The sequence below is a fragment of the Lysobacter sp. A421 genome (assembly GCF_054052145.1).
The window spans coordinates 1-5,607 of sequence record NZ_JBSVRL010000008.1; the positions used below are offsets into that span (position 1 = coordinate 1).

General features: G+C 54.6%; 2 tRNA genes and 3 rRNA genes. All 5 read right to left on the reverse strand.

Annotation, left to right across the window (positions count from 1 at the left end):
* Nucleotides 1-61: 61 nt before the first annotated feature.
* Nucleotides 62-176 (reverse strand): 5S ribosomal RNA (rrf, locus tag ACW7G6_RS14440).
* Nucleotides 177-292: 116 nt separating this feature from the next.
* Nucleotides 293-3,173, reverse strand: a 23S ribosomal RNA gene (locus ACW7G6_RS14445).
* Nucleotides 3,174-3,406: 233 nt separating this feature from the next.
* Nucleotides 3,407-3,483: transfer RNA gene (locus ACW7G6_RS14450), tRNA-Ile, on the reverse strand.
* A gap of 16 nt (nucleotides 3,484-3,499) precedes the next feature.
* A tRNA-Ala gene (locus ACW7G6_RS14455) sits at nucleotides 3,500-3,575 on the reverse strand.
* Between the two features lie 68 nt (nucleotides 3,576-3,643).
* A 16S ribosomal RNA gene (locus ACW7G6_RS14460) occupies nucleotides 3,644-5,188 on the reverse strand.
* The 16S, 23S and 5S rRNA genes sit together here with 2 tRNA genes alongside, the layout of an rRNA operon.
* Between the last annotated feature and the right edge of the window lie 419 nt (nucleotides 5,189-5,607).

The window sequence follows — 5,607 nt, forward strand, 5'->3', positions numbered from 1 at the left end:
AATGGATTCTCGCCCAAAGAAGAAGGCCGGCCCCTTGTGGGGACCGGCCTTCGGTGTAAATGCTCAGCAATGACCTACTCTTGCATGGCTTAGGCCACACTACCATCGGCGCGTGTGCGTTTCACTTCCGAGTTCGGGATGGGATCGGGTGGTGCCACACAGCTATTATCACTGAGCAAACTGGTCGGAGTCGCGCCTGCGGCGCGGGCTCTCAATAGGGTGGGACGTAGCGAGTCTGGTTTGGCTGGAATGTCGTCGACGCGTCGTCGAGTCCAAGGCCACTTGAGGTTATATGGTCAAGCCACACGGATCATTAGTACAGGTTAGCTCAATACATTGCTGTACTTACACACCCTGCCTATCAACCACCTGGTCTTGATGGTTCCTTTAGGGGAGTCAAGCTCCCGGGAGATCTCATCTTGAGGCGCGCTTCCCGCTTAGATGCTTTCAGCGGTTATCGCTTCCGAACATAGCTACCCGGCAATGCCACTGGCGTGACAACCGGAACACCAGAGGTTCGTCCACTCCGGTCCTCTCGTACTAGGAGCAGCCCCTCTCAAATCTCCAACGCCCATGGCAGATAGGGACCGAACTGTCTCACGACGTTCTGAACCCAGCTCGCGTACCACTTTAAATGGCGAACAGCCATACCCTTGGGACCGACTACAGCCCCAGGATGTGATGAGCCGACATCGAGGTGCCAAACACCGCCGTCGATATGAACTCTTGGGCGGTATCAGCCTGTTATCCCCGGAGTACCTTTTATCCGTTGAGCGATGGCCCTTCCATACAGAACCACCGGATCACTAAGACCTACTTTCGTACCTGCTTGATCCGTCGATCTCGCAGTCAAGCACGCTTATGCCTTTGCACACAGTGCGCGATGTCCGACCGCGCTGAGCGTACCTTCGTGCTCCTCCGTTACACTTTGGGAGGAGACCGCCCCAGTCAAACTACCCACCATACACGGTCCCCGATCCGGATAACGGACCTGGGTTAGAACGTCAAGCACGACAGGGTGGTATTTCAAGGTTGGCTCCACCTCAGCTAGCGCCAGGGTTTCATAGCCTCCCACCTATCCTACACAGACGAACTCAACGTTCAGTGTAAAGCTATAGTAAAGGTTCACGGGGTCTTTCCGTCTTGCCACGGGAACGCTGCATCTTCACAGCGATTTCAATTTCACTGAGTCTCGGGTGGAGACAGCGCCGCCATCGTTACGCCATTCGTGCAGGTCGGAACTTACCCGACAAGGAATTTCGCTACCTTAGGACCGTTATAGTTACGGCCGCCGTTTACTGGGGCTTCGATCAAGAGCTTCGCCTTGCGGCTGACCCCATCAATTAACCTTCCAGCACCGGGCAGGCGTCACACCCTATACGTCCACTTTCGTGTTTGCAGAGTGCTGTGTTTTTGATAAACAGTCGCAGCGGCCTGGTTACTGCGACCCCCGACAGCTATAGCTCGCATGAGCCACCATCAGGGGTGCACCTTCTCCCGAAGTTACGGTGCCATGTTGCCTAGTTCCTTCACCCGAGTTCTCTCAAGCGCCTGAGAATTCTCATCCTGCCCACCTGTGTCGGTTTACGGTACGGTCTGCGTAAGCTGAAGCTTAGGAGCTTTTCCTGGAAGCGTGGTATCGGTAACTTCACCCTAATGGGCTCGTCTCGCTGCTCGGCGTTAATGACCCCCCGGATTTGCCTAAGGGATCCACCTACCTGCTTTCCCCGGGACAACCAACGCCCGGTATACCTAACCTTCTCCGTCCCTCCATCGCACTTACGCGAGGTGCAGGAATATTAACCTGCTTCCCATCGACTACGCATTTCTGCCTCGCCTTAGGGGCCGACTCACCCTGCGTTGATTAACATTGCGCAAGGAAACCTTGGGCTTTCGGCGTGCGGGTTTTTCACCCGCATTATCGTTACTCATGTCAGCATTCGCACTTCCGATACCTCCAGCAGACTTCTCAATCCACCTTCATCGGCTTACGGAACGCTCCTCTACCGCGCATACAAAGTATGCACCCCAAGCTTCGGTTCAATGCTTAGCCCCGTTAAATCTTCCGCGCAGACCGACTCGACCAGTGAGCTATTACGCTTTCTTTAAAGGATGGCTGCTTCTAAGCCAACCTCCTGGCTGTCTGTGCCTTTCCACATCGTTTTCCACTCAGCACTGATTTGGGACCTTAGCTGTGGGTCTGGGTTGTTTCCCTTTTCACGACGGACGTTAGCACCCGCCGTGTGTCTCCCGGATAGTACGTACTGGTATTCGGAGTTTGCCATGGTTTGGTAATTCGCAATGAACCCCTAGCCATAACAGTGCTCTACCCCCAGTAGTATTCGTCCGAGGCGCTACCTAAATAGCTTTCGAGGAGAACCAGCTATCTCCGGGTTCGATTAGCTTTTCACTCCTAATCACACCTCATCCCCTACCTTTGCAACGGGAGTGGGTTCGGGCCTCCAGTACCTGTTACGGTACCTTCACCCTGGGCATGACTAGATCACCCGGTTTCGGGTCTACAGCCCGCGACTATGCGCCCTATTCAGACTCGGTTTCCCTTCGCCTCCCCTATACGGTTAAGCTTGCCACGAACTGTAAGTCGCTGACCCATTATACAAAAGGTACGCAGTCACTCCACGAAGGAGCTCCTACTGCTTGTACGCACACGGTTTCAGGGTCTATTTCACTCCCTTCACCAGGGTTCTTTTCGCCTTTCCCTCACGGTACTGGTTCACTATCGGTCGGTCAGTAGTATTTAGCCTTGGAGGATGGTCCCCCCATGTTCAGACAGGGTTTCTCGTGCCCCGCCCTACTCGTTTTCATTGAAAGAGCCTTTTCGCATACCGGGCTGTCACCGTCTATGGCCAACCTTCCCAGGTTGTTTTGCTAAAACTCAATCAACTTAAGGGCTGTTCCCCGTTCGCTCGTCACTACTCAGGGAATCTCGGTTGATTTCTTTTCCTCCGGTTACTTAGATATTTCAGTTCACCGGGTTCGCCTTGCATGACTATGTATTCATCATGCAATACTCCTTGCGGAGTGGGTTTCCCCATTCGGACATCGCGGGATCAATGCTTATTGCCAGCTCCCCCACGCTTTTCGCAGGCTGTCACGTCCTTCATCGCCTCTGACCGCCAAGGCATCCACCGTGTGCGCTTATTCACTTGACCATATAACCCCAAGTCGCCTCAGGATCATACGTTGCGTGAACACAACGTCTCACTTCAAATATTAGGGACTCGTAGTCCCCGCCTTAGCCTCTACGACACGTCATGGACATTCCGTCTCAAAACGCTCGCTACGTCCCAGTTTTCAAAGAACGCAACCCGGCCTCAACGCCTGGTCGCTTCAAATCTATGTGTGTGTGCGCAGATTCATTCAGAATTTCGTCGACAGCTTTGGTTGGTGGGTCTGGGAGGACTCGAACCACCGGCCTCACCCTTATCAGGGGTGCGCTCTAACCACCTGAGCTACAGACCCATGTCTCGATGCCAAGTGGTGGAGCTTGTCGGGATCGAACCGACGACCCCCTGCTTGCAAAGCAGGTGCTCTCCCAGCTGAGCTAAAGCCCCGTGCTGAAACTCTGAATGCAGGTCACTTGTGCGGACGCCTGACTGGCAATCGGCTGTCTTTATGTCTCTAAGGAGGTGATCCAGCCGCACCTTCCGATACGGCTACCTTGTTACGACTTCACCCCAGTCATGAATCACTCCGTGGTAACCGTCCCCCCGAAGGTTAGACTAGCTACTTCTGGAGCAACCCACTCCCATGGTGTGACGGGCGGTGTGTACAAGGCCCGGGAACGTATTCACCGCAGCAATTCTGATCTGCGATTACTAGCGATTCCGACTTCACGCAGTCGAGTTGCAGACTGCGATCCGGACTGAGATGGGGTTTCTGGGATTGGCTAGCTCTCGCGAGTTTGCAGCCCTCTGTCCCCACCATTGTAGTACGTGTGTAGCCCTGGCCGTAAGGGCCATGATGACTTGACGTCATCCCCACCTTCCTCCGGTTTGTCACCGGCAGTCTCCTTAGAGTTCCCACCATTACGTGCTGGCAACTAAGGACAAGGGTTGCGCTCGTTGCGGGACTTAACCCAACATCTCACGACACGAGCTGACGACAGCCATGCAGCACCTGTGTTCGAGTTCCCGAAGGCACCAAGCTATCTCTAGCGAGTTCTCGACATGTCAAGGCCAGGTAAGGTTCTTCGCGTTGCATCGAATTAAACCACATACTCCACCGCTTGTGCGGGCCCCCGTCAATTCCTTTGAGTTTCAGTCTTGCGACCGTACTTCCCAGGCGGCGAACTTAACGCGTTAGCTTCGATACTGAGGACCTAAGTGTCCCCAACATCCAGTTCGCATCGTTTAGGGCGTGGACTACCAGGGTATCTAATCCTGTTTGCTCCCCACGCTTTCGTGCCTCAGTGTCAGTGTTGGTCCAGGTAGCCGCCTTCGCCACGGATGTTCCTCCCGATATCTACGCATTTCACTGCTACACCGGGAATTCCGCTACCCTCTCCCACACTCTAGACTGCCAGTATCCAATGCCATTCCCAGGTTGAGCCCAGGGCTTTCACATCAGACTTAACAAACCACCTACGCACGCTTTACGCCCAGTAATTCCGAGTAACGCTTGCACCCTTCGTATTACCGCGGCTGCTGGCACGAAGTTAGCCGGTGCTTATTCTTACGGTACCGTCATGACAACCGGGTATTAACCGATTGCTTTTCTTCCCGTACAAAAGTGCTTTACAACCCGAAGGCCTTCTTCACACACGCGGCATGGCTGGATCAGGCTTGCGCCCATTGTCCAATATTCCCCACTGCTGCCTCCCGTAGGAGTCTGGGCCGTGTCTCAGTCCCAGTGTGGCTGATCATCCTCTCAGACCAGCTACGGATCGTCGCCTTGGTGGGCCATTACCCCTCCAACTAGCTAATCCGACGTCGGCTCATCTTTCTGCGCGAAGCCCGAAGGTCCTCCGCTTTCACCCGTAGGTCGTATGCGGTATTAGCGTAAGTTTCCCTACGTTATCCCCCACAAAAAGGCAGATTCCGACGTATTCCTCACCCGTCCGCCACTCGCCACCCACAGAGCAAGCTCTGCTGTGCTGCCGTTCGACTTGCATGTGTTAGGCCTGCCGCCAGCGTTCACTCTGAGCCAGGATCAAACTCTTCACTTAAGTATTGCGACGCAGCCCGAAGGCCTTGTCTATGCTTTGAGTGCAGTGTCTATCCAGACCCAAATAACTCGATTACTCACATCTTGCGATGCTTGTTCTTGATTCATTTGGACTGTGTCGAACATCTGCTAATGGACAACTATCCACCCGCCAGACGCCCGCACAAGTCACCTGCGCACACTGTCAAAGATCATCGGAACCGGCCTCAGCGCCGCGTTCCTGGCCCGCCACCGAAGTGGTCGAGCGAGCCGCACATCTTACAGCGGATCCGGAGAACGTCAACACCTTGTTCGCCTGATTTTTTCCCGCTGCCCCGACCCGGTGTTGCTGCGTCGAGCCGACCATCTTAACCGGTTTTCAGGGCACGTCAACACCTCGTGAACCCCGAAACCCATCAACCCGCTCCGCCGTCCTGCTCA